Annotated in this window: 18 protein-coding genes and 1 pseudogene; 15 read left to right on the forward strand and 4 right to left on the reverse strand. The window is 70.0% G+C overall.

Annotation, left to right across the window (positions count from 1 at the left end):
• Positions 1 to 13: 13 nt before the first annotated feature.
• The 6 genes and pseudogenes from ACFO27_RS12970 to ACFO27_RS12995 all read left to right on the forward strand — a co-directional run bounded on the left by ACFO27_RS12970 (position 14) and on the right by ACFO27_RS12995 (position 5,262).
• Positions 14 to 1,189, forward strand: coding sequence for an ABC transporter substrate-binding protein (locus ACFO27_RS12970; protein WP_376817699.1), 1,176 nt, complete (start codon positions 14 to 16; stop codon positions 1,187 to 1,189).
• 93 nt (positions 1,190 to 1,282) lie between these two features.
• The gene (locus ACFO27_RS12975; protein ID WP_376817700.1) at positions 1,283 to 2,137 is read left to right on the forward strand and encodes a branched-chain amino acid ABC transporter permease; all 855 of its coding nucleotides are present in this window, start codon (positions 1,283 to 1,285) and stop codon (positions 2,135 to 2,137) included.
• Between the two features lie 8 nt (positions 2,138 to 2,145).
• The gene (locus ACFO27_RS12980) at positions 2,146 to 3,198 is read left to right on the forward strand and encodes a branched-chain amino acid ABC transporter permease (protein WP_376817701.1); all 1,053 of its coding nucleotides are present in this window, start codon (positions 2,146 to 2,148) and stop codon (positions 3,196 to 3,198) included.
• Positions 3,195 to 3,944 (forward strand): ABC transporter ATP-binding protein, encoded by a 750-nt coding sequence (locus ACFO27_RS12985; protein WP_323023671.1) that lies wholly within the window; start codon positions 3,195 to 3,197, stop codon positions 3,942 to 3,944. Before ACFO27_RS12980 ends, ACFO27_RS12985 begins: the two co-directional genes overlap by 4 nt.
• Positions 3,937 to 4,620, forward strand: a pseudogene (locus ACFO27_RS12990) (ABC transporter ATP-binding protein); the annotation flags it as partial. The gene ACFO27_RS12985 and the pseudogene ACFO27_RS12990, both read left to right, overlap by 8 nt.
• A gap of 84 nt (positions 4,621 to 4,704) precedes the next feature.
• Positions 4,705 to 5,262 carry a hemerythrin domain-containing protein gene (locus tag ACFO27_RS12995; RefSeq protein ID WP_376818058.1) on the forward strand — a complete coding sequence of 186 codons (558 nt, stop codon included), beginning with the start codon at positions 4,705 to 4,707 and terminating at the stop codon, positions 5,260 to 5,262.
• Here the strand turns inward: ACFO27_RS12995 and ACFO27_RS13000 are convergent.
• Positions 5,187 to 6,140, reverse strand: coding sequence for a LysR family transcriptional regulator (locus tag ACFO27_RS13000; RefSeq protein WP_376817702.1), 954 nt, complete (start codon positions 6,138 to 6,140; stop codon positions 5,187 to 5,189). The two genes, ACFO27_RS12995 and ACFO27_RS13000, sit on opposite strands and share 76 nt — an antisense overlap.
• A 164-nt stretch (positions 6,141 to 6,304) precedes the next feature.
• Between ACFO27_RS13000 and mdlC the strand changes: the two genes are divergently transcribed.
• The 6 genes from mdlC to ACFO27_RS13030 all read left to right on the forward strand — a co-directional run bounded on the left by mdlC (position 6,305) and on the right by ACFO27_RS13030 (position 13,917).
• Positions 6,305 to 7,924, forward strand: a complete 1,620-nt coding sequence (mdlC, locus tag ACFO27_RS13005) for a benzoylformate decarboxylase (protein WP_376817703.1) — start codon at positions 6,305 to 6,307, stop codon at positions 7,922 to 7,924.
• 54 nt (positions 7,925 to 7,978) lie between these two features.
• Positions 7,979 to 9,430 (forward strand): aldehyde dehydrogenase, encoded by a 1,452-nt coding sequence (locus tag ACFO27_RS13010; RefSeq protein WP_376817704.1) that lies wholly within the window; start codon positions 7,979 to 7,981, stop codon positions 9,428 to 9,430.
• Between the two features lie 10 nt (positions 9,431 to 9,440).
• Positions 9,441 to 10,841 carry an FAD-binding oxidoreductase gene (locus tag ACFO27_RS13015; RefSeq protein WP_376817705.1) on the forward strand — a complete coding sequence of 467 codons (1,401 nt, stop codon included), beginning with the start codon at positions 9,441 to 9,443 and terminating at the stop codon, positions 10,839 to 10,841.
• Positions 10,842 to 10,904: 63 nt separating this feature from the next.
• A complete protein-coding gene (locus ACFO27_RS13020; RefSeq protein ID WP_376817706.1) occupies positions 10,905 to 11,462 on the forward strand; it encodes a TRAP transporter small permease in 558 nt (185 codons plus the stop codon).
• Positions 11,459 to 12,790 carry a TRAP transporter large permease gene (locus ACFO27_RS13025; protein WP_376817707.1) on the forward strand — a complete coding sequence of 444 codons (1,332 nt, stop codon included), beginning with the start codon at positions 11,459 to 11,461 and terminating at the stop codon, positions 12,788 to 12,790. The genes ACFO27_RS13020 and ACFO27_RS13025 overlap by 4 nt, the downstream gene beginning before the upstream one ends.
• 77 nt (positions 12,791 to 12,867) lie before the next feature.
• Complete coding sequence (locus tag ACFO27_RS13030; protein WP_376817708.1) at positions 12,868 to 13,917, forward strand: TRAP transporter substrate-binding protein; 1,050 nt, start codon at positions 12,868 to 12,870, stop codon at positions 13,915 to 13,917.
• A gap of 55 nt (positions 13,918 to 13,972) precedes the next feature.
• Here the strand turns inward: ACFO27_RS13030 and ACFO27_RS13035 are convergent, their stop codons facing one another.
• Positions 13,973 to 15,160 carry a benzoate/H(+) symporter BenE family transporter gene (locus ACFO27_RS13035; RefSeq protein WP_376817709.1) on the reverse strand — a complete coding sequence of 396 codons (1,188 nt, stop codon included), beginning with the start codon at positions 15,158 to 15,160 and terminating at the stop codon, positions 13,973 to 13,975.
• A gap of 112 nt (positions 15,161 to 15,272) precedes the next feature.
• Positions 15,273 to 16,553: an EAL and HDOD domain-containing protein gene (locus ACFO27_RS13040; RefSeq protein WP_376817710.1), complete on the reverse strand. Its 1,281-nt coding sequence runs from the start codon at positions 16,551 to 16,553 to the stop codon at positions 15,273 to 15,275.
• 297 nt (positions 16,554 to 16,850) lie between these two features.
• Here ACFO27_RS13040 and ACFO27_RS13045 point away from each other — a divergent pair, with 297 nt between their 5' ends.
• Positions 16,851 to 17,981: an aminotransferase class V-fold PLP-dependent enzyme gene (locus ACFO27_RS13045; RefSeq protein WP_376817711.1), complete on the forward strand. Its 1,131-nt coding sequence runs from the start codon at positions 16,851 to 16,853 to the stop codon at positions 17,979 to 17,981.
• A 32-nt stretch (positions 17,982 to 18,013) separates the two neighbouring features.
• On the opposite strand, the gene tenA is transcribed toward ACFO27_RS13045, so the two are convergent.
• Positions 18,014 to 18,694: a thiaminase II gene (gene tenA, locus ACFO27_RS13050; RefSeq protein WP_376817712.1), complete on the reverse strand. Its 681-nt coding sequence runs from the start codon at positions 18,692 to 18,694 to the stop codon at positions 18,014 to 18,016.
• A gap of 131 nt (positions 18,695 to 18,825) precedes the next feature.
• Here tenA and ACFO27_RS13055 point away from each other — a divergent pair, with 131 nt between their 5' ends.
• Together ACFO27_RS13055 and ACFO27_RS13060 are read left to right on the forward strand one after the other, a co-directional pair.
• On the forward strand, positions 18,826 to 20,265 hold the full coding sequence (locus ACFO27_RS13055) for an ATP-binding protein (RefSeq protein ID WP_376817713.1): 1,440 nt from the start codon (positions 18,826 to 18,828) through the stop codon (positions 20,263 to 20,265).
• Between the two features lie 3 nt (positions 20,266 to 20,268).
• Complete coding sequence (locus ACFO27_RS13060; RefSeq protein ID WP_376817714.1) at positions 20,269 to 20,943, forward strand: response regulator; 675 nt, start codon at positions 20,269 to 20,271, stop codon at positions 20,941 to 20,943.
• Positions 20,944 to 21,101 lie beyond the last annotated feature (158 nt).

The following is a 21,101-nucleotide window of genomic DNA, read 5'->3' on the forward strand; positions in this document are numbered from 1 at the left end:
CAGGAGCGAGACCATGAAACTCAGCAAAACCCTTGGGGCGGTGGCTTTGGCCTTCGGCCTGACCACGGCATTCGGCGCGGCCCGTGCGGCGGATCTGAAGATCGGCGTCGTGATGCCGATGTCCGGGCCGTTCGCCGCCCACGGCAAGCAGATCAAGCACGGCATCGATCTGTTCCTGGCCGAGCACGGCGACAAGGTCGCCGGCCGGCAGGTCAAGATCATCATCAAGGACGACACCGGCATCGCCCCGGCGGTGGCCAAGCGCCAGGCGCAGGAACTGCTGATCAAGGACAAGGTCGACATCCTGGCCGGCTTCACCCTGACGCCCAACGCCTTCTCCGTCGCGCCCCTGGCCACGGAAGCCAAGGTGCCGATGGTGGTGCTGAACGCGGCCACGTCCTCGATCACCGAAAAATCCCCCAACATCGTGCGGGTGTCCATGACCCTGCCGCAGGACACGGCGCCGCTGGCGCAGTGGGCCTATGCCAACGGCATCCGCTCGGTCTACACCCTGGTGTCGGACTACGGCCCGGGGCATGACGCCGAACAGCAGTTCCAGAAGACCTTCACCAGCCTGGGCGGCAAGATCGTGGGTGAGGTCCGCACCCCCGTGAACACGCCCGACTACGCGCCGTTCCTGCAGCGCGTGAAGGACGCCAAGCCCGACGCCGTGTTCTTCTTCGTGCCCAACGGCGAACAGGGCGTGGCCCTGGCCAAGGGCTACAAGGAACGCGGCCTGGACCAGGCCGGGATCAAGGAACTGGCCACGGGCGACGTGACCGACGAGGACGTGCTCGACGCCATGGGCGACGCGGCGATCGGCATGATCACGTCCTTCCACTATTCGGCCGCGCACGACTCGCCGGAAAACAAGGCCTTCGTGGCCGCCTACCACAAGGCTTTCCCCAACGATCGCCCCAATTTCGTGGCGGCGGCCGGCTATGACGGCATGAGCCTGATCTACCAGGCCCTGGAAAAGACCAAGGGCGATTCCAGCGCCGACGCCTTCATGGCGGCGGTCAAGGGGATGAAGTGGACCAGCCCGCGCGGCCCGGTGGAAATCGATCCGGAAACGCGCGACATCGTCCAGAATGTCTACATCCGCAAGGTGGAGAAGGTGGACGGCGTGCTGCAGAACGTCGAGTTCGACAAGATCGAGGCCGTCAAGGACCCCGGCAAGCAGAAGTGATCGCCGGCCCGGGCGCGCGGCCCCCGTCTCTGGTGGCGGGGCCCGGCGCCCGGGCGGTCCGGAACCGGATCCATCCCAGTCCTGGAATCAATCATGACCATACTCTTTGACGGCATCGCCGCGGGCATGCTGCTGTTCCTGATCAGCGTCGGCCTGTCGGTGACGCTGGGCCTGATGAACTTCGTCAACCTGGCCCATGGCGCCTTCGCCATGCTGGGCGGCTATGCCTGCGTCGTGCTGCTCAACGGCTACGGCGTCCCGTTCCTGGCGACCCTGCCGGCGGCCATCATCGTGCCCGCCCTGGCCGGCATCGTGCTGGAGCGCACCCTGTACCGCCGCCTGTACGCGGCCTCCGACCTGGACCAGGTGCTGTTTTCCATCGGCCTGGTGTTCATGTCCGTGGCGGCTGCCCACTATTTCTTCGGCGCGCAGCAGCAGCCGCTGCACCTGCCCGCCTTCCTTTCCGGACAGATCCACCTGCCCGGCGTGGACATCGGCGTCTATCGCCTGTTCCTGATCGTCGCCGGCCTGGCGGTGGCCTTGCTGCTGCAATGGTCCGTGATCCGCACATCCTTCGGCGCGCGCCTGCGGGCGGCCGTGGACAACCAGCGCGTCGCGCGCGGCATGGGCATCGACGTCAACCGCGTCTTCAGCCTGACCTTCGCCCTGGGTTCCGCCCTGGCGGGCCTGGGCGGGGCGCTGGGCGTCGAGATGCTGGGGCTGGACCCCGAATTCCCCGTGAAGTACATGGTGTACTTCCTCATCGTCGTTTCCGTGGGGGGCAGCGGCAACATCCTCGGGTCGCTGTACGCCGCCATCCTGCTCGGCGTGGCCGACGTGGCGGGCAAATACTACGTGCCGCAGATCGGCGCCTTCATCATCTATGCCGTCATGGTGGCGACCCTGATCTTCCGCCCCCATGGCCTGTTCGGCCGTCCTCACAAATAGGCCCCGACATGACGACCACTACTTCGATCGGGACGCCGTCCCAACCGCACTCCGGCGCGGCGGTCGCGCTCGACCGCTATCGCCGCTCGGCGCGCTGGAAGCCGCTGGAATATCTGTTCTGGTGCCTGCCGGTCCTGGCGTACTTCGCCTTCCCGGGCAACTACCTGCTGCTCAGCCAGATCGCCATCACCAGCCTGTTCGCCCTGTCGCTGGACCTGATCTTCGGTTACGCCGGGATCATTTCGCTGGGCCACGCCGCCTTCTTCGGCGTGGGCGCCTACACCGTGGGCCTGCTGGGTTCGCACGGCCACGGGGATCCGCTGCTGGGCCTGCTCCTGGCCGCCGCGATCGCCGCCGCGCTGGGCTTTCTCAGCAGCTTCCTGCTGCTGCGCGGCAGCGACCTGTCGCGCCTGATGGTCACGCTGGGCGTCGCCCTGATGCTCTACGAACTGGCCAACAAGTTCACCAGCGTCACCGGTGGGGTGGACGGCATGCCGGGCGTCGAGGTCAAGCCGATCCTGGGCGTGTTCGACTTCGACATGTTCGGCCGCGTCGGCTACGTCTATTCGGTCGTCGTGCTGTTCGTGCTGTTCTGGTTCGCCCGCCGCCTGGTGCATTCGCCTTTCGGCCAGAGCCTGCGCGGCATCCGCATGAACACCCTGCGCATGCCGGCGCTGGGCGTGCCCGTGAACCGCCGCCTGATCACGGTCTACACCATCGGCGCGGGTTATGCCGGGGTGGCCGGCGCCCTGCTGGCGCAGACCAACTCGTTCGTCTCGCTGGACGTGCTCAGCTTCCAGCGCTCGGCCGACCTGCTGCTGATCCTGATCCTGGGCGGGGCGGGGCACCTGTACGGCGGGCTGCTGGGCGCGATCGTCTTCGTGATCGCCAACTATCTCCTGTCCGACATGAATCCCCAGTACTGGCAGTTCTGGCTGGGCCTGATCCTGGTCCTGGTGGTGCTGTTCGCCCGGGGCGGCATCCTGGGGACGGCCCGGCTGTGGATCGAATCTTCCCGCCAACGCGCCCAGTCGCGCGCCCGCACGGAGTCCCCTTCATGAGCCCCGTCCTGCAGACCCATGGCCTGGTGCGCCGCTTCGGCGGCTTCGTGGCCACCGACCACGTCGACCTGTCGATCGCGCCCGGCGCGCGCCACGCCCTGATCGGCCCCAACGGGGCCGGCAAGACCACGCTGATCAACCTGCTGACCGGCTACCTGGAGCCCAGCGCCGGCCGCGTCGAACTGATGGGCCGCGACGTCACGCGCATGCCGCAGCACGAGCGCGCCCGCCAGGGGCTGGTGCGCACCTTCCAGATCAACCAGCTGTTCATGGACATGACGGTGCTCGAATCCGTTGCGCTCGCCGTCAGCGAGCGCAACGGGCTGGGTACGCGCTGGTGGCGGCCGCTGTCGGCCCGGGGCGAGATCATCGACGAGGCCGTCGCCATCCTGGAGCGCCTGAAGCTGCTGTCCGACGCGCACGAGACCACGCGCAACCTGGCCTACGGCCGCCAGCGCCTGATCGAGATCGCCCTGGCCCTGGCGCTGCGGCCCAAGGTCCTGCTGCTCGACGAGCCGGCGGCGGGCGTGCCGACCGGAGAAAGCCAGGAACTGTTCGAAACCATCGCCCAGCTGCCGCGCGACGTCACCATCCTGCTGATCGAACACGACATGAACCTGGTTTTCCGCTTTGCCGAACGCATTTCCGTCCTGGTGTCGGGCGCGCTGCTGATCGAGGACACCCCCGAGGTGATCGCGCATCATCCGCGCGTCAAGGAAGTCTATCTGGGAGAAGCCCATGTCTGAGCTCTTGCGCCTGGAAAACGTCTGGGCGGGCTACGGCGACGCCGTCGTCCTGGAGGACCTGTCCCTGTCCCTGGCGGCCGGCGAAAGCCTGGCGCTGCTGGGGCGCAACGGCATGGGCAAGACGACGCTGCTGGCCACCCTGATGGGGGTCACCCGGCTGCGGCGCGGCCGCATCGTCTTCCAGGGCGAGGACATCGCCCAGGTGCCCAGCCATCGCCGCGCCCAGGCCGGCCTGGGCTGGGTGCCCCAGGAGCGCGACATCTTCCGTTCCCTGACCGTCGAGGAAAACCTGACCGTGGTCGCCCGGCCGGGCGAATGGACCCTGGAGCGGGTCTACGGGATGTTCCCCCGGCTGCAGGAGCGCCGCGCGAACCTGGGCAGCCAGCTCTCGGGCGGCGAGCAGCAGATGCTGGCCATGGGGCGGGCGCTGATGCTCAATCCCAAGATCCTGCTGCTGGACGAGCCCCTGGAAGGCCTGGCGCCCCTGATCGCCCAGGAGCTGCTGCACATCATCGACCGCATGGTCTCGGAAGGCCGCATGGCCGTCATCCTGGTGGAGCAGCACGCCCGCCAGATCCTGCCGATCACGCGCCAGGCCCTGGTGCTGGAGCGCGGCCGGGTGGTCTATTCGGGCGGCAGCGCCGAACTGCTGCGCGACGGCGCCGCGCTGGACCGCTGGCTGGGCGCCGGATCGACGGACGCGGCGGAGGACGCCGCGCCGCGCCGGGCCCCGGCCGAGCGCATTCCCGCCATCGAGGCCATCCAGGACGAGCACCGCGCTCTCGCGGCCATCCTCAACGGCCTGTCGCGCATCGTGCAGGACATCGAGGACGGCAAGCTGGAGCCGGACTACACCCTGCTGGCGAGCATGATCGAATACATCGCCGAGATGCCCGACAAGCTGCACCATCCCAAGGAAGACCAGATCTTCGCCCTGCTGCGCACCAAGACGCGGGACGAGGACGGGCACCTGGACCGGCTGGAGGCCGAGCACCGGGACACCGTCCATGCCACCAGCCGGCTCGACCGCGCCCTGGTCAGCTACGTGCAGGGCGGGGCGGCGAATTTCCCCGGCTTCCGGGACGCCGTGCGCGCCTACATCGCCGACGAGTGGGTGCACCTGAACACCGAGGAGCGCCACATCCTGCCGGCGGCGCGCCGCCTGTTCAGCGCGGCCGAATGGGAGGCGATCAACGCCGACTTCATCCGCAACGGCGATCCCTGGTCCGGGCCGGACAATCGCTACGCCGACCTGTTCCGGCGCATCACCAGCCTGGCGCCGGCGCCCATCGGGGTGGGCGGGGAAGCTTCCCGGTAGAGTTCCAGCGCCACGCCGCGCAGCCACCGGTTCGCCGGATCCTTGTCGTAGCGGTGGCTCCAGTGGATGCCGACGTCGAACTCGCGCCGCGGCAGGTCCGCTTCGATGATGGCGTAGCGCCCGCGCGGGGCGAAGGACAGGGCGATGTTGCGCGGAATGATGACGGCCAGGTCGGTGGCCTCGATGAGCGCGGGCAGCGCCATGAAGTGCTCGGTCGTCACCCTGATCCGTTCGGCCGCGCGCAGGGCTTCCAGCGCCGTGCGCGTGTAGGCGTGCGTGCGCACGGTGATGAAGTCCAGGGCCTGGATGGCGTCCGGCGCGCGCAGCCGCGCACCGTGCCTCCGGGCGAACGGATGCCCTTCGCGCATCAGGATGATGTAGCGGTCCTGGAACAGGATGGCCGAGCGCATGGATTTCAGGCCGGGCAGGAAGCCGAAGGCCAGGTCCACCCGGCCCTGGTCCATGGCCGGCCCCAGGTCGGCCAGGGGCACGCGCATGGTCTCGATGCGGGTGCGGGGCGCGCGCAGCCGCAGCGCGGTGACCAGGCGGGGCAGGAACTGGTCTTCGCCGATGTCGGTCATGTGCAGCCGGAAAACCCGCTCCGCCTGGGCGGGATCGAACTCGGATGAATCCTGCACGGCGCTTTCCAGCGCGCGCAGCGCGTCGTGGATGGCCGGGGCCATGCGCTGGGCGCGGGCCGTGGGCACGACGCCGCCGGCCGCGCGCACGAACAGCGGATCGCCCATCAGGTTGCGCAGGCGGGTCAGGCCCTGGCTGACGGCGGGCTGGGTCAGGTCCAGCGCGTCGGCCGCTCGGCTGACGTTGCGGGCCGTGTGGATCGCGTCGAACACGCGCAGCAGGTTCAGGTCCAGCTTCATCTGATTATTAGTATGGCGAATGAAGAATATCAATTCTATTTTATTGATTTATATTCTGCCGGATTTCATCATGTCTCAAAAGATCAGGCATGAAGCAAACGTCGCCGCGCGGCGGTCCGCTTCGCCGTGAACGCAGGCTCCACGAAAAGGACCCGGAGGACGACATGATGGAAGACGTGGCGCGCGAACCCGCGCGGGAGCAATCGCAGGCGGACCGGGTGACGGTGCGCAGGGCCGTGACGGATCTGCTGCGCCAGTTCGGCATGACGACCCTGTTCGGCAATCCGGGTTCGACCGAGCTGGGCCTGTTCCTGGATTTTCCGGACGATTTCCGCTACGTCCTGGGCCTGCAGGAATCCGTCGCGGTCGGCATGGCCGACGGCTACGCCCAGGCCACCCGCAACGCCGCCTTCGTCAACCTGCATTCGGCGGTCGGCGTGGGGCACGCCATGGGGGCGATCTTCACGGCCTGCAAGAACCGGACGCCGCTGGTGATCACGGCGGGGCAGCAGTCGCGCGCCATCCTGCCCTTCGATCCCTTCCTGTTTTCCAGCCAGGCCACGGAGCTGCCCAAGCCCTACGTCAAATGGAGCGTCGAGCCGGCGCGCGCCGAGGACGTGCCGCTGGCCATCGCCCGGGCCTACTACATGGCCATGCAGCCGCCGTGCGGGCCGGTGCTGGTGTCCGTGCCCGCCGACGACTGGGGGCGCCTGTGCGAGCCGGTGCGGGCGCGCCGGGTCGGCCGTTCGATCCGCCCGGACGCGGCGCTGCTGGAGCGCATCGGCGGGCGGCTGGACGCGGCGCGGCGCCCGGCCTTCGTGCTGGGGGCGGCGGTGGACCGGGACCAGGCCTGGGACGAGGTCGTGGCGCTGGCCGAGCGCCACCGCGCGGCGGTCTGGACCGCGCCGATGTCGGGGCGCAACGGCTTTCCCGAGGACCACCCCCTGTTCGCCGGCTTCCTGCCCGCCGCGCGCGAGCGCATCGTCGGCCTGCTGTCGGGCCACGACTTCATCCTGGCCCTGGGCGCGGCGGCCTTCGCCTATCACATCGAGGGCGAGGGCCCCCACATCCCGCCCGGCAGCGAACTGGCCCAGATCGTCGACGATCCCAACACCCTGGCCTGGGCGCCGACCGGGACCGCGGCGCTGGGCAGTGTGCGCGCGGCCGTCCGCGACCTGCTGGACCGGCCGATGCCGCCCCGGCGGGACGATCCGCCGCGCCGCGCGCCCGCGCCCCGCGCCGAGCCGACGTCGCCGATGTCCGTCGCCTACGTGCTGCAGACGCTGGCCGGAACGCGCGCGCCGGACTCGATCATCGTCGAGGAGGCGCCCAGCGCGCGGCCGGTGATGCAGCGCCACCTGCCGATCCTGCGTTCCGAGACTTTCTACACCATGTGCAGCGGCGGCCTGGGCTTCGGCCTGCCGGCCGCCGTGGGGGTGGCCCTGGGCAAGCCGGACCGCAAGGTCATCGGCCTGATCGGCGACGGCTCCAGCCTGTATTCGATCCAGGGGCTGTGGAGCGCCGCGCAGCTGAAGTTGCCGATCACCTTCCTGATCCTGAAGAACCGCGGCTATGCCGCCCTGCGCGAATTCGCGCCGGTCTACGGCTTCACGCCCGCCGATCCGCTGCAGGGTGTCGACCTGCCCGACATCGATTTCGTCGCCGTGGCCCGCGGCCTGGGCTGCGGGGCCGCGCGCGTCTCCGATCCGGACGCGCTGGGGGGCGCGCTGCGCGAGGCCCTGGCCGCGCCCGCGCCGTTCCTGCTTGAAATCGACGTGGCCTGAATCGGCGCGGCCCGTCGCCGCGCCCCCGTTTCCATCTCCATCGAGGAGGACATCATGAGCACGATTTCCCTGTTGATCGGCGGCGAGCGCCGCCCGGCCGCCGACGGCAAGACCTTCCAGCGCCGCAATCCGCTCGACGGCGGCGTCGCCACCACGGCGCCGGCCGCCACGCCCGGGGACGCCCGGGCCGCCGTGCGGGCGGCGGCCGACGCGTTCGGCGCGTGGTCGCGAACCGGCCCCGGCGAGCGGCGCGCGCTGCTGAACCGCGCCGCCGGCGCCCTGGAGGCCCGGTCCGGCGATTTCGTCGCGGCCATGGCGGCCGAGACGGGCGCCTCCGCCCTGTGGGCCGGCTTCAACGTCCACCTGGCGGCCGGCATGCTGCGCGAGGCGGCGGCGCTCACCACGCGCATCGGCGGCGAGGTGATCCCGTCCGACGTGCCGGGGAACCTGTCCATGGGACTGCGCGCGCCGGCCGGCGTGGTGGTGGGCATGGCGCCGTGGAACGCGCCCGTCATCCTGGGCGTGCGCGCCGTGGCCACGCCCCTGGCCTGCGGCAACACGGTGGTGCTGAAGGGCTCGGAACTGTGTCCGGCCACGCACGGCCTGATCGTCGAGGCGCTGCAGGAAGCGGGCCTGCCGGCCGGCGTGGTCAATTTCGTCACCAACGCGCCCGAGGACGCCGCCGCCGTCGTCGAGGCGCTGGTGGCCCACCCGGCAACCCGGCGCGTGAACTTCACCGGCTCGACGCGGGTCGGGCGGATCATCGCGGAACTGTGCGCCCGGCATCTCAAGCCGGCGGTGCTGGAACTGGGCGGCAAGGCGCCCCTGGTGGTGCTCGACGACGCCGACCTGGATTGCGCGGTCAACGCCGCCGCCTTCGGCGCCTTCGCCAATTCGGGCCAGATCTGCATGTCCACCGAACGCATCATCGTCGACGAGCGCATCGCCGACGAATTCGTCCGCCGCCTGGCCGACAAGGCGCGCGCGCTGCCGGTGGGCGATCCGCGCCAGGGACCGGTGGTCCTGGGCTCCCTGGTGGACATGTCCGCCGTGCGGCGCTGCAACGAGATGATCGACGACGCGCTCGCCAAGGGCGCGACGCTGCTGTGCGGCGGCAAGAGCGAGGACACCCTGATGGCGGCGACGCTGCTGGACCACGTCACGCCCGACATGCGCATCTATGCCGAGGAGACCTTCGGCCCGGTCAAGGCCATCGTGCGCGTGGCGGGCGAGGACGCGGCCGTGGCCTGCGCCAACGACAGCGCCTACGGCCTGTCCTCGGCCGTCATCGGCGCCGACGTCGCCCGCGCGCTGCGCGTCGCCGGCCGCATCCAGTCCGGCATCTGCCACATCAACAGCGCCACCGTCGACGACGAGCCGCAGATGCCCTTCGGCGGCGTCAAGGACAGCGGCTACGGCCGCTTCGGCGGCCAGGCCGGCATCGAGGCCTTCACCGAGATCCGCTGGGTCACGGTCCAGACCTCGCCCCGCGCCTATCCTTTCTGAAGGTCGGAACATGGACAACGATGTCATCGAGGCGCTGCGCTTGGCGGTTGGCGAGGCGCATTGCCTGACCGGGGACGCGATCGAGGACCGCTTCCTGCACGACTGGATGGTCAAGGTGCCGTCGGGCAGCCCGCTGGCCGTCGTGCGCCCTGCGGATACCGGCCAGGTGTCCGCCGTCCTGCGCGCCTGCCATGCCGCCCGCGTGCCGGTCGTGCCCCAGGGCGGCCGCACCGGCCTGGCGGGCGGCGCGGTGCCGGTGCAGGACTGCGTCGTGCTGTGCCTGGAACGGCTGGACGCCATCGAGGAGATCGATCCGGCGGCCGCGACCATGACCGTCGGCGCGGGGGTGCCCCTGGAAACCATCCAGCACGCGGCGCAGGGCGCGGGTTTCCTGTTTCCTCTGGACCTGGGGGCGCGGGGATCGTGCCGCATCGGTGGCAATCTGTCGACCAACGCCGGGGGCAACCGGGTGCTGCGCTACGGCATGGCGCGCGACCTGGTGCTGGGGCTGGAAGTCGTGCTGATGGACGGCACCGTGCTCACCCGGATGAACAAGATGCTGAAGAACAACACCGGCTACGACCTCAAGCAACTGTTCATCGGCAGCGAGGGGACGCTGGGCGTCATCACGCGGGTCGTGCTGCGCCTGTTTCCCCAGCCGCGCAGCCGCTGTACCGCGCTGTGCGCGTTGACGGACTACGACGCCGTCGTGCGGCTGCTGAACCATGTTCGCGCCGGCCTGGGGCCCAATCTGTCGGCCTTCGAGCTGATGTGGCCCGATTTCTACGCGCTGGTGACCTCGAAGCTGGCCGCCTTGCCCACGCCGATGCCGCATGGCCATGGCGCGTACGTGCTGCTGGAGTCGATGGGCACCGACCAGCAGGCCGACCAGGCCCGCTTCGAGGCCGTGCTGGGCGAGGCCCTGATGTCCGACATCGTCCAGAACGCCATCATCGCCCAGTCCGAGGCGCACGTGGCGTCCCTGTGGTCGATCCGCGACGCGTCCGGCGAACTGCAGCGGATCTTCTGGCCGCACGCGGGCTACGACGTCAGCATTCCGACGGGCGAGCTGGGTGCGTTCATCGAAGCCTGCACGCGCGCCGTGAAGAAAGCGTGGCCCGGCGCGCAGACCGTGTTTTTCGGCCATGTGGGCGATTCCAACATCCATATCGGCGTCAAGGTCGACCAGGATCCTTTTCCCGAACCGGACATCGATCGCGTCGTCTATGGACTGGTGCGCGACTGGGGCGGATCCGTGTCGGCCGAGCACGGCATCGGCGTGCTCAAGCGGCCCTATCTGGGCTTCAGCCGCAGCCAGGCCGAGCTGGCCGCGATGCGGGCGCTGAAGGCGGCCCTGGATCCCTTGGGCCTGCTCAATCCGGGCAAGGTGCTGCCGGAACCGGAAACCTGATCGCCTCCCGTCCGAGGCATCGAGGCGGACCCAACCACAAGACAAGACAGAACAGGAGACAACATGCATACGCAAACGGCAGACGCGGCGGCGCCGCCCGGCCCCCACGAGCACCGGTTCGGGCCGTTCGGCCGGATCCTGCATGCCGCGTCCAAGGTCCTGGCCGCGCTGGGCGGCCTGGCCTTCGTGGCGCTGGTCGCCATGTCGCTGATTTCCATCGTCGGGCGCAAGCTCGCCGCCATGCCGGTGCCGGGTGACATGGAGGTGCTGATGATGGTGGCGGCGGCCGCCTCGGCGGCCTTCTTCGCCTTCTGCCATCTCGAAGGCGGCGACGTCAAGGTGGACTTCTTCACCGCCCATGCCCGGCCGTCCGTCGTCCATGGGCTGGACGCCCTCGGCTCCCTGCTGGTGGGGCTGTTCGGCGCGCTGATCGCCTGGCGCACCGGCGCGGGCGCGGCCGCCCTGCGCGAGGCGGGCGAGACTTCGGCCATCCTGGGCTGGCCCGTGTGGGTCGCCCAGGCGGCCATGGTGCCTGGCTTCGTCCTGATGGCGGCAGCCGGCTTCTACATGTGCGCCCTGCATCTGCGGGCCGCCCGGGTTTCCGGGGAGGATCGGCCATGAGCGGCATGTCCGTCGGTTTCATCATGTTCGCGGCGCTGCTCGCCCTGATGGTGATCCGCATTCCCATCGGCATTTCGATGTTCGTCGCCGGCGCCGGGGGCTACGCCTGGCTGACGGGCAGCTGGGCGCCGCTGATGGCCTCCCTGAAAAACCTGGCGTATGCACGCCTGTCCAACTACGACCTGGTGGTGATTCCGCTGTTCCTGCTGATGGGGCAGTTCGCGACGCACGGCGGGCTGAGCCGCAGCCTGTTCCGCTTCGTCAGCGCCTTCATCGGCCACCGGCGGGGTGGGGTGGCGATGGCGGCGGTGGGCGCCTGCGCCGGCTTCGGCGCCATCTGCGGGTCGTCCCTGGCGACCGCAGCCACCATGGGGCAGGTGGTCCTGCCGGAACTGCGCCGCTACGGCTACGCCGGCAGCCTGGCAACCGGCACGCTGGCCGCGGGCGGGACGCTGGGCATCATGATCCCGCCGTCGGTGCCCCTGATCATCTACGCCATCCTGACCCAGGAGTCCATCGGCAAGCTTTTCATGGCGGCCGTCATCCCCGGCCTGCTGGCCATGATCGGCTACATGATCGTCATCCAGATCATCGTGCGCCGTCATCCCGAAATGGGCCCCGCCGGCGCGCGGACCGCGTGGCCGGAACGTATCCGGGCGCTGATCCAGGTCGGGCCGGTGCTGGCGGTGTTCGTCATCGTCATCGTCGGCATCTACGCGGGCTGGGCCACGCCGACCGAGGCGGCGGCCATCGGCGCGGCCGCCTGCGGCGTGATCGCCGTGGCCTCGGGCGGTCTGCGCTGGAAAGGACTGCTGGAAAGCGTCCTGGGGACGGCCCAGGCGACGGCCATGATCTACCTGGTGCTGCTGGGCGCCGACATGCTGAACGTGGCCCTGGCGCTGTCGCAGTTGCCGGCCGGGCTGGCGTCCTGGGTACAGCACAGCGGCCTGTCGCCGTTCCTGGTCATTGTCGCCATCCTGCTGGTCTACATCTTCCTGGGCTGCGTCATGGATTCCCTGGCCATGATCCTGCTGACCATCCCCATCTTCTATCCGATGGTGATGGGGCTGGATTTCTACGGCATGGGCCACGACGACAAGTCGATCTGGTTCGGCATTCTGGCGCTGATGGTGGTGGAGATCGGACTGGTGCATCCGCCGGTCGGCATGAACGTCTACATCATCAACCGCCTGGCGAAGGACGTCCCGCTGACGGAAACCTTCAAGGGCGTGCTGCCGTTCCTGGCGTCGGATTTCATCCGGATCGCGGCGCTGGTGCTGTTTCCCAGCCTGGCGCTGGTGCTGGTCAGGACGTTCGGGGCGTTGTAGCCGCGGGGCGCGCATGTGCGCGCGGCGCGGCGGCCGTCCCGGGCATCGCGCATTTCACCACTCAAAGGAGACATCTCATGAAATCACCCCGATACGCACTGCGCATGCTGGCGGGCGCGGCCGCCGGCCTGGCGCTGGCGGCGTCCGCCCATGGGGCGGAGGTCGTCCTGCGGGTCGCCCATTTCCTGCCCGCGACCTCCAACGCCCAGCTCAACATGATCCAGCCCTGGTGCGACAGGATCGCGCGGGAATCGGACCAGCGCATGGTCTGCCAGATCTACCCGGCGATGCAACTGGGCGGCACGCCGGCCCAGCTGTTCGACCAGGCCAGGGACGGCGTGGCCGACATCGTCTGGACCCTGCCGACGTATTCGGCGGGCCGTTTCACCAAGAGCGCCGTGTATGAACTGCCCTGGCTGGTCCCGAACGCCGAGGCCGGCAGCCGGGCCCTGTGGGCCTTCACGCAGAAATACGCCCTGGACGAGTACAAGGGCGTGCATCCGATCTTCATGCACGTGCATGGCGGCACCCTGATCCACTTCGTCGGCAAGCGGCCCAAGACCCTGGCGGACATGAAGGGCCTGAAGATCCGTTCGGCCAACCGCGTCAACTCCCAGATGCTGGAGGCCATCGGCGCCGTGCCGGTGCAGATGCCGCTGCCCGCCGTGCCCGATTCGCTGGCCAAGGGCGTGGTCGACGGCGCGGCGGTGCCCTGGGAGGGCGTGCCGGCCATCAAGCTCGACGAGATCTCGCGCTACCACCTGGACGTGCCCAAGGGCAAGCCGCGCATGGGCAATTCGATCTTCCTGTTCGGCATGAACCAGGCGCGCTACGACAGCCTGCCGCCCGATCTGAGGAAGGTCATCGACGACAACAGCGGGATCGAGGTGTCCGCCTGGGCGGGCCGCACGGTCTTCGACGAGCGGGAGGCCGGGTTCATGAAGACGTCCAGGGAGAACGGCAGCGAATTCCACATGATGGACGAGGCCGAATACCAGCGCTGGGTGGACGCGACGCAGGGCGTGCGCGACCTGTGGATCCAGGCGGTCGACAAGAAGGGCGGCCAGGGCGCCGACCTGTATGCGGCCGCCCGCAATCTGGTCAAGGAATTTTCGGCCGGCCGTTGATCCGGGGCGCCGCCCTGGCCGGGTTCCGTGCGCCCGGGCCGGACGGCGGTCCGGCTCAGTTCCGCCGCCGCAGGACCAGGTGGCAGGCGCCGCCCAGCACCAGTCCCCAGAAGGCGCTGCCGATGCCCAGCAGGCTCATGCCCGAGGCGGTGACCAGGAAGGTCACCAGCGCCGCGTCGCGGTGTTCGGGCGCCTGCAGCGCGTCATGGATGCCCGCGCTCAGGGTGCCCAGCAGGGCCAGTCCCGCGATGGCGGCGACCAGTTCGTGCGGGAAGGCGGCGAACAGGGCCACGACCGTGGCGCCGAAGATGCCCGTGAACAGGTAGAAGACGCCCGCCCAGACCGAGGCCTTGTAGCGCTGCGTGGCGTCCGGGTCGGCGTCGGGGCTCATGCAGATGGCGGCCGTGATGGCGGCCAGGTTGAAGGCGTAGCCGCCGAAGGGCGCCAGCACGATGCCCGTCGCGCCCGTCCAGGAAATCAGCGGCGAGGCGGGCACGCGCGCGTAGCCGTTGGCGCGCAGCACGGCCAGGCCGGGCACGTTCTGCGAGGTCATGGTGACGATGAACAGCGGCAGCGCCACGCCCACGAAGGCCGAGAGCGAGAATTCGGGCGTCATCCAGACCGGCTTCGCGGGCGTCCAGTCCAGGCCCGCCAGGGACAGGCCGCCCTGCAGGGCGGCGCAGGCGATTCCGGCGGCCAGGGCCAGGGGAACGGCGTAGCGCGGCAGGACGCGCCGGGCCAGCAGGAAGGCGGCCAGCATCACGCCCACCAGCAGCGGGCGGCCCTGCATCGAGACGAACAGGTCCATGCCGAATCGCAGCAGGATTCCGGCGAGCATCGCCGAGGCCAGGTGCCGGGGCACCCAGTCCATGATCTTCTGGAACCAGCCCGTGACGCCGCACAGCGTGATCAGGACCGAGCAGCCCAGGAAGGCGCCGATCGATTGCGCCAGGCCGATGTCGCCCAGGCTGGTCGCCAGCAGGGCGGCCCCGGGGGTGGACCAGGCCGTCAGCACGGGGGCCCGCCAGGCCAGCGCCAGGCCGATGCAGGTGACGCCCATGCCGATGCCCAGCGCCCACATCCACGAGGCCAGCTGGGCGTCCCGCGCCCCGGCGGCGGCCGCCGCCTGGAACACGATGGCGACGGAACTGGTGTAGCCGACCAGGACGGCGATGAAACCGGCCGAGATGTGCGAGATCCGGAGCCAGCCCGCGATACCTCCAGCCATCGTGTCCGTGCTCATGCGTTTCCTTGGATGAGGCGGGACATGGGACAGTCCTTTGCGGACTGTCCCATGCCAGACGAATCGAAGCGGCGTGCAAGCCCCGACATGGACGCCATTCTAAATGGTTCTCTCAGGGCGCCGCTTGTGTGATGCTGTGCGCCCAGGTGAAGGCCTGCTGGACCAGGGGGTCGAGCTGTTCGGCGGTGACGCCCAGCTCGCGCAGCAGGGGGGCGGGGTCTTCCTCGGCGTCGCGGTCCGAGGGGAAGATCAGGGTGGCCAGGCGCAGGTCCGGGCCCAGGGCGCCCTCGCGCCGCAGCAGGGCGTCGCGCACCGGCACGTCGACGCGGACCTGCGAGAGCAGGTCCTGCATGGTGCCCTGGAACATCTGGTCCATGATGGACAGGATGCCGGTGGTGAAGGCGGCTTCCGCGCGTACCGTCTGCTCGGGGTGGATCAGGGTGGACAGGGCTTCCATCAGGTGCGCCCGCGCGCTGGCCTGGACCAGGATGGGCGACAGGTAGCCCGCCGGGCGGCCGGTTTCAGTGTACATCAGGACCTGGATCCAGCGTTGCAGCTGCCGGCGGCCCAGCAGCATGATGGCCTGGTTCAGGGACTCGACTTCCTGGCTCAGGCCGAAAGCCGGGGTGTTGACCATGTCCAGCAGCGTCTTGACCAGTTCGGGGTCCTGCTGCAGGCAGGCCTGGATTTCCGGCGCTTCGCCTTCGCCCATGATCAGCGTGATCAGGCGCAGCAGGGTCTTCTGGCGCGGCGTGAGCGAGGCCGTGGAGGCCAGGTCCGCGGGCCAATGGCCCTGGAACAGGGTGAAGCCCAGCAGCATGAAGTTGTCGTGCGTGGCCTTGTCCGGCGTGTCCACGGCCATCAGCTGGCGGCCCGCCTGCTTGTGCTGGAAGCTCTGGCGGAAAATGTCCGCCTTGGTGCTCAGCCTGGGATCGAAGCGCACGACCTTGCAGAACGGCAGCAGCGCCTCGCGCCCGGGCTGGGCGGCGATGTCGCCACGGATGGAGAATTTGGTGCCGCCGTGGGCCAGGCTGTGCAGCGACTGGATCAGTTCCGGTGTGATTTCGAGCGTTTCCGGGAATTCGAGGTAGGTGCGGTGGCGCGGCAGCATGTGCGCGAAGGCGTTCTGCAGCAGGCCGGGGGTGCCGTCGATCCAGTGCGGGGCATAGGCGAAGAAGGCGCTGGCGCCGTGCGCGCGCGCGGTTTCGATCAGGGCGGCCCCGGTGTCCATGTCCGGTTCCTGCGGCTCGGCCCACAGGACGCGCAACCGGTAGCCGGCCAGGCCCTTGTTCTGGTCCAGGATCGGCTCGCGACGGATCAGGCGGGGCGGCGGGGGGGCGGATGCGTCGGCCGCGGCGTCCGTGGTCGGGTCGGTCGTCAGGGTGGGTTCCATCGAATCTCCTTTTCGGCGCCCGCGGTGCCTGTCGCGGGGGCGCGGTCGTGTGCGGGGGCGGTCCTGTCTTGATCTTGAAACGGCTGTCTTGTCTTGTTACTTGCGCTCGTCACGGGGACGTCCGGCCAATCGCGGCGCGCCCGCGCGCGTGGGTGCCGCCCAGCATTGTACTGTGCCCGCCGCCCGGGGTCAGCACCGGTCCGCGTCCTTTCCGGCGCGGCGCGTCGCTTTCGTCCCGCCTCGGGCCGGACGCCGGGGGTGGTCTACAATCGCAGCATCGTTCCGCCGGAGAAACCCATGCCTGGATTGCTGCCCAATGTCGACCCCGAAGGGTTGATGGAATATTCGGTGGTCTACACCGACCGCGCCCTGAATCACATGTCCTCGTCGTTCCAGCAGGTGATGCGTGACATCTCGCGCACCCTCAAGTCGGTGTACGGGGCGCATTCCGCCATCGTCGTGCCGGGCAGCGGCACCTTCGGCATGGAGGCCGTGGCGCGCCAGTTCGCCACCGGCCGGCGCTGCCTGGTGATCCGCAACGGCTGGTTCAGCTACCGCTGGAGCCAGATCTTCGAAACCGGCCGCATTCCGTCCGAAGAGCGCGTGCTCAAGGCCCGCCCGGCCGAGGCCGGCGCCCAGCCCTTCTTCGAGCCGCCGCCGGTGGCCGAAGTCGTCGCGGCGATCCGCGAGTTCAAGCCCGAAGTCGTCTTCGCCGCGCACGTGGAGACGGCCTCCGGCATCATGCTGCCCGACGACTACATCCGTCAGGTGGCCGACGCCGCGCACGAGGCGGGCGGCCTGTTCGTGCTCGATTGCATCGCCTCGGGCACGATGTGGGTGGACATGCGGGACGTGCATGCGGACGTGCTGATCTCGGCGCCGCAGAAAGGCTGGACCTCGTCGGCCTGCTGCGGCCTGGTGATGCTGGGCGAGGCCGCCCGCAAGCACATCGAGACCACGCAGAGCACCAGCTTCGCCTGCGACCTGCGCAAGTGGCTGGGCATCATGGAAGCCTACGAAAAGGGCGGCCATGCCTACTACACCACCCTGCCCACGGATTCCCTGGCCGTGCTGCGCGACGTGATGGCCGAAACCGAGGCCTACGGCTACGACCGGGTCAAGGCCGAGCAGCGCCAGCTGGGCGAGGCCGTGCGCGCGCTGCTGCGCGAGCGCGGCTTCAAGAGTGTCGCGGCGCCCGGCTTCGAGGCGCCCGGCGTGGTGGTCAGCTACACCACCGACGACGGCATCCATACGACCCGCAAGTTCGCCGAGGCCGGCCTGCAGGCCGCCGCCGGCGTACCCCTGGCCTGCGACGAGCCCGAGGGCTTCAAGACCTTCCGTCTCGGCCTGTTCGGCCTGGACAAGCTGCACAACGTCGAGCGCACCGTCGATACCCTGGCGCGGGCGCTGGACCGGATCCAGGCGTAATCGGATCCGGGCGCGGCGCCCGGGCATGGGCCTCAGGCGCCGTCCAGCCCCATTTGCCAGAAGTCGATCTCCAGGCGGGTGGCGTCGCGGAACGTGGCCGCCAGCCCGTCCAGCCGTTCGGCGGTCTGGCCGGCCAGCCGGGCGTCCAGCCAGTCGCGCTCGGCCCGCGCCGCCGCCTGGAATTCCTCGCTGGCGTACATGGCGATCCAGTCCTCGTAGGGATTGGCCGGCCCCCGGACGGTGAACGGCTGGGCTTCGATCCAGCGGGCGATGTCCGCGTAGCCGATCAGGCAGGGGGCCAGCGCCACGTGCAGGTCCAGCAGGTCGCCGCGGTGGCCGGCGTCCAGCACGTAGCGGGTGTAGGCCATGGTTTCGCGGGCCTCGGGCAGGGCTTCCAGCTCGGCCTCGGCGATGCCCCATCGGGCGCAGTAGTCCACGTGCAGGCCCATTTCCAGGTCCACGATGGCCTTCAGGCTGTCCAGGCCCTGGCGCAGTTCGGCGATGGTGCGGCTCTTGTAGACCGCCAGTCCCCAGGCGCGGGCGAAGTGCACCAGGAACAGGTAATCCTGGCGCAGGTAGCGGCGGAAGGATCCGGCCGGCAGGGTGCCGTCCGCGAGCCGGCGCACGAATTCGTGCTGGCAGTAGGCCTCCCATTCGGGGGCGCAGCGGGCCAGCAGGGCGGCGAAGGGCGTCGGGTCGGATGAAGGCGTCATGCGGGTCTCCATAGCGGGGGTTTTCCGGCCCCAAGTGTAGCCCGCGAGGGGTGTCGCCGCCGTCCCGGGGCCGCCTACGGTACGATATCGCGGACGGCGGGGGCCGCGTCTCCGCCAGCGGAAGAGACTCCATGCGATCCAGCATCACCTTCAAGCTGTTCCTGGCCATCCTGGCGACCTGCATCGTCGTGGCGCTCGCCATGGGCATGGCCGTGCGCTACAGCTTCGACAGCGGCTTCGACAACTATATCCGGGAACGCGAGAATCAGCGGCTGGACAGCCTGGCGCAGGCGCTGGCCACCGATTACGCCGAGACCGGCAGCTGGAGCTTCCTGGGCGAGGGCGGCGAACGCTGGTGGCGCAGCCTGCGCCTGTCGCGCTACGCGCGGCCGGGCGACCACGATCGCGATGGCGGCCCGCCGCCGGGGCCGCCGCCCCGCGTCACGCTGCTGGACGCCGACGGCGGCTGGCTGGCGGGGCCGCGCGTGCGTCCCGGGGCCGAACTGCGCCGCCATCCCGTGACCGTCGATGGCCGGGCGGTAGGCTGGCTGCTCAGCCCTCCGCCCATGCCCATGGTCCTGAACGACGAGATCGACCGCCAGTTCCAGTCCCGGCAACTGCGGGCGACGTGGGTGATCGTCGGCCTGTCCGTGCTGCTGGCCGCGCTGGTCAGCCTGCTGCTGGCGCGCCTGCTGCTGGTGCCGGTGCGGCGCATCGCCCAGGCCACCCGCCGGCTCGCCGACGGCGATTTTGACATCCGGGTGCGGGTCGGGGCGCCCGACGAACTCGGGAGCCTGGCGCGCGATTTCAACCGGCTGGCGCACAGCCTGGCGCGCAATGCCCGCCTGCGCCGCGAACTGATGGCGGACATGTCCCACGAACTGCGGACCCCCCTGGCCGTGCTGCGCGGCGAAATCGAGGCCCTGCAGGACGGCCTGCGCGAGCCGGACGAGGCCGCCCTGGCCTCGCTGGCGCACGAGATCGGGCGCCTGAACCGGCTGGTCGACGACCTGCGCGAACTGTCGCTGGCCGACGCCGGCGCCCTGGACTACCGCATGCGGCCGCTGGACCTGTCGACGCTGGCCGCGCGGGCGCTGGATGCCGTGCGGGACCGGTACGCCCGGGCCGGCCTGGCGCTGGAGCAGGCGATCGAGCCCGGGCTGCGGCTGTCCGGCGACGAGCGCCGCCTGGAACAGCTGCTGGCGAATCTGCTGGAAAACAGCCTGCGCTATACCGACAGCCCGGGGCGCGTGCGCCTGCGGGCCGGCCGGCGCGGCGGGCGCATCGTGCTGGAAGTCGCCGACACCGCGCCTTCGGTGGAGCCCGATCAGATGCCCCGCCTGTTCGACCGCCTGTACCGGGTGGAATCCTCGCGCAGCCGCCTGCATGGCGGATCGGGCCTGGGCTTGTCGATCTGCCGCTCCATCGTCCAGGCCCATGGCGGCAAGATTTCGGCGACGGCGTCCGACCTGGGCGGACTGGCCATTCGCGTCGAATGGCCCCTGGCCGATGGCCGGGCGGCGGGCGCGGCGGGCGCGGCGGACGGCTTTCCCGCGATGGACGAGGAGTGAAGCATGCGGATTCTGGTGGTCGAGGACGAACCCAAACTGGCCGAGGTGCTGCGGACCTACCTGGAGGCGGCCGGCTACGAGGCGCGCTGCGCGGGCGACGGCCTGGAGGTCATGCCCCTGATCGAGGACTGGCCGCCCGACCTGGTGCTGCTGGACCTGATGCTGCCCGGGCGCGACGGCCTGGACCTGTGCCGCGACATCCGCGCCAGGACCTCCATCCCGGTCATCATGGTCACCGCCCGGACCGAGGAGATCGACCGCCTGCTGGGCCTGGAGCTGGGCGCTGACGACTACATCTGCAAGCCCTACAGCCCGCGCGAAGTCGTGGCCCGCGTCAAGGCGGTCCTGCGCCGCAGCGCGGCGGACCCGGCGCCAGCGCGGCCGAGCGGGATCGGCGGACTGGACATCGACGAGGGCGCCTGGAGCGCCCGCCTGGACGGCGTGCCGCTGGACCTGACGCCGGTGGAGTTCCGCCTGCTGGCGCTGCTGGCCAGCCAGCCGGGGCGCATCTTTTCCCGCGACCAGGTGCTCGACGGCCTGTACGACGACCGCCGCGTCGTCACCGACCGGGCCGTGGACAGCCACGTGAAGAACCTGCGCCGCAAGCTGGCCGCCGTGCGTCCGGACGAGGAACTGATCCGCTCCGTCTACGGGGTGGGCTACCGGCTGGACCTCTGAGGTCCCCGGACCGGCCGCGGCGCCCGGTTCCCGCGCGGCCCGTGCGGCGGACTCCCGCAGGATCCGCTGACGCTTCTCCATGAAGTCTTCACGATTTGCCCATTTTTGCGCCGCAGTCGGCCCTTAATCTGTCTTCATCGCGGCTCCATCGGGGGGCC

It is taken from the genome of Castellaniella denitrificans, from assembly GCF_042653765.1.
In the GTDB taxonomy this organism is placed as follows: Bacteria; Pseudomonadota; Gammaproteobacteria; order Burkholderiales; family Burkholderiaceae_B; genus Castellaniella; species Castellaniella denitrificans.

What these genes read in the sequence shown, in the direction of transcription:
- ACFO27_RS13030 (WP_376817708.1), top strand. Translation starts at nt 12,868, where the DNA reads ATGAAATCACCCCGATACGCACTGCGCATGCTGGCGGGCGCGGCCGCC.
- ACFO27_RS12985 (WP_323023671.1), top strand. Translation starts at nt 3,195, where the DNA reads ATGAGCCCCGTCCTGCAGACCCATGGCCTGGTGCGCCGCTTCGGCGGC.
- ACFO27_RS12975 (WP_376817700.1), top strand. Translation starts at nt 1,283, where the DNA reads ATGACCATACTCTTTGACGGCATCGCCGCGGGCATGCTGCTGTTCCTG.
- ACFO27_RS13010 (WP_376817704.1), top strand. Translation starts at nt 7,979, where the DNA reads ATGAGCACGATTTCCCTGTTGATCGGCGGCGAGCGCCGCCCGGCCGCC.
- ACFO27_RS12980 (WP_376817701.1), top strand. Translation starts at nt 2,146, where the DNA reads ATGACGACCACTACTTCGATCGGGACGCCGTCCCAACCGCACTCCGGC.
- ACFO27_RS13055 (WP_376817713.1), top strand. Translation starts at nt 18,826, where the DNA reads ATGCGATCCAGCATCACCTTCAAGCTGTTCCTGGCCATCCTGGCGACC.
- tenA (WP_376817712.1), bottom strand. Translation starts at nt 18,694, where the DNA reads ATGACGCCTTCATCCGACCCGACGCCCTTCGCCGCCCTGCTGGCCCGC.
- ACFO27_RS13000 (WP_376817702.1), bottom strand. Translation starts at nt 6,140, where the DNA reads ATGAAGCTGGACCTGAACCTGCTGCGCGTGTTCGACGCGATCCACACG.
- ACFO27_RS12970 (WP_376817699.1), top strand. Translation starts at nt 14, where the DNA reads ATGAAACTCAGCAAAACCCTTGGGGCGGTGGCTTTGGCCTTCGGCCTG.
- ACFO27_RS13040 (WP_376817710.1), bottom strand. Translation starts at nt 16,553, where the DNA reads ATGGAACCCACCCTGACGACCGACCCGACCACGGACGCCGCGGCCGAC.
- ACFO27_RS13035 (WP_376817709.1), bottom strand. Translation starts at nt 15,160, where the DNA reads ATGAGCACGGACACGATGGCTGGAGGTATCGCGGGCTGGCTCCGGATC.
- ACFO27_RS13015 (WP_376817705.1), top strand. Translation starts at nt 9,441, where the DNA reads ATGGACAACGATGTCATCGAGGCGCTGCGCTTGGCGGTTGGCGAGGCG.
- ACFO27_RS13045 (WP_376817711.1), top strand. Translation starts at nt 16,851, where the DNA reads ATGCCTGGATTGCTGCCCAATGTCGACCCCGAAGGGTTGATGGAATAT.
- ACFO27_RS13060 (WP_376817714.1), top strand. Translation starts at nt 20,269, where the DNA reads ATGCGGATTCTGGTGGTCGAGGACGAACCCAAACTGGCCGAGGTGCTG.
- ACFO27_RS13020 (WP_376817706.1), top strand. Translation starts at nt 10,905, where the DNA reads ATGCATACGCAAACGGCAGACGCGGCGGCGCCGCCCGGCCCCCACGAG.
- ACFO27_RS13025 (WP_376817707.1), top strand. Translation starts at nt 11,459, where the DNA reads ATGAGCGGCATGTCCGTCGGTTTCATCATGTTCGCGGCGCTGCTCGCC.
- mdlC (WP_376817703.1), top strand. Translation starts at nt 6,305, where the DNA reads ATGATGGAAGACGTGGCGCGCGAACCCGCGCGGGAGCAATCGCAGGCG.